The following is a 1,652-nucleotide window of genomic DNA, read 5'->3' as shown; positions in this document are numbered from 1 at the left end:
TCCGAAAGCGTCACGAAAAAACGGCACCAGAAGCTCCGCGTCGATTTCCGGGTCATCGCGAAACAGGCTGCGCAGGATCGGCATCAAGGGGGCCGGATCGCAGAGCCAGTAGAGGCCATCCCGCCAGCCTCCGCGCCCATGCTCCAGCCAGAATGCGATCAGCGCATCAGGGACGCGCCCGCGATACTCATCCGCCTCGGAAGCGGGCACCGGACCGTCTCCGTCAGGCGGCCCAAAACGCTCCAGCAAGCGCTCAAATGGTGGGCGGATATTGGGGGTCTTTTTCTCATCCGTCATCTGTGTGTCCTATATTGCGATCAAAAGAACGCGCACAAGGGGGGCAGCCGTTGTCGCGTAACCGTTCTGCATGTACGTCCAGTGCCCCGGACCTACGTCTGGCGCGCCATTGTGGGCCAATGGATGAATTTTCGCGTGCGCCCGCTATATAGCTGTTCAATTTCGCCCTGTCCGCCCCCTATGATCTGTTAAATCGCCTCCCCAGGAATATGCCTGCACAGAACCCGAGGCAGGTGCGGTGAGGGCTGTCCCGGAGTGGGGGCGCGTGAATGCAATCATCGGGAATTCCATGTCTCAGGGGGTAGGAAACCCTTTGAAATCGCGCTCCAGCAACGCGGGCGGAATGTCGATCCAGTCCCAACTCTCGCCGTCCCAGCGGCAGACGCCGTGTTTGTAGTCGAAATAGAACATCACGTCGCCGACTGTCTGAAGCTTCATCGGCGTGGGGGTATTGCGGTTGCGGAACGGATCGTTGAGTTTTGGCTTGAGTGGTGTCAGACGATGACCGTCAAAGCGATGGAGCATGTAGCCGGAGGCCACAATCAGTTCGCCCTGAAACCACGTGGCTGAGTGTAGGGTTTCTGTATCGCCATGGAAATCAAGCCGCCCGAACCCGTCTTCAGGGCGTCCGCGCAAGATCAGCCCGTCAACTCCGACGATCCAGATACGACCCATCGGGTCGGTATGGATGTTGCGAATATGGAGATCTTCTGGGATGTCGAGGCGTGAGAAGGATCGGCCATCAAAGCGGTAGAGCCGTGTGATGTGCGACCCACCGGCCGCCTCATGGCGGCGTTGCGCCATCAGCGCTCCCAATTCGGTCGCGGACATATCCGCTCTGAAACGCGGATCATGTGTCAGACGCCCTGTGGGTGAAGCAGGTTGCTGCGAGGAGCTTATAACGACAGACCCGTCAGCGGCGACGGTCACATAGCCAAAGGCCTCGGGCCTGTATCCCGGCTCGGAAGTGCGTTCCAACGAAAGCGTTTCCCATTCGCCGAGTTTGTCCCGCTGGTAAAGCTGACCGCTTCTTCCCAAGACAAAGCAGCGTGTTCCATCGATCAAAAAATTGTAGACGTCACCACGCCCATCGGCATCTTCGCTCAGGATGCCTGTCCCCGGTATCTTCGACCAGTCGGTGCCGCCGGGCAACATTGTGTAGACATCGCCTTCATTGCTGAGTGCGACCGGCATCGGATCGTTATACTCTGTCAGCCTCAAGTATCCAATGTCGGCGATCTCGCGATCAACATCGACTCGCGACCAAGGCTGCGGAAACCTGCCGTCGTAGCTCAGGATTGCCATGAACTGATCGTCATATTCTAACTCACCAATCGCGATGCTGAACCGATCAA

General features: G+C 58.2%; 2 protein-coding genes. Both read right to left on the bottom strand.

What is annotated here, in order from left to right:
* Positions 1 to 297, bottom strand: a 297-nt coding sequence (locus tag PUT78_RS23470) for a GAD-like domain-containing protein (RefSeq protein WP_274354628.1), incomplete at its 3' end; no start/stop codon positions are given.
* A 294-nt stretch (positions 298 to 591) separates the two neighbouring features.
* Positions 592 to 1,652, bottom strand: a 1,061-nt coding sequence (locus PUT78_RS23465) for a hypothetical protein (RefSeq protein WP_274354627.1), incomplete at its 5' end; no start/stop codon positions are given.

Origin of the sequence: Roseinatronobacter alkalisoli (assembly GCF_028745735.1) — a bacterium.
GTDB lineage: Bacteria > Pseudomonadota > Alphaproteobacteria > Rhodobacterales > Rhodobacteraceae > Roseinatronobacter > Roseinatronobacter alkalisoli.
Note: the sequence above shows the minus strand (reverse complement) of the source record. Positions and strands in the feature narration are given on the sequence as shown.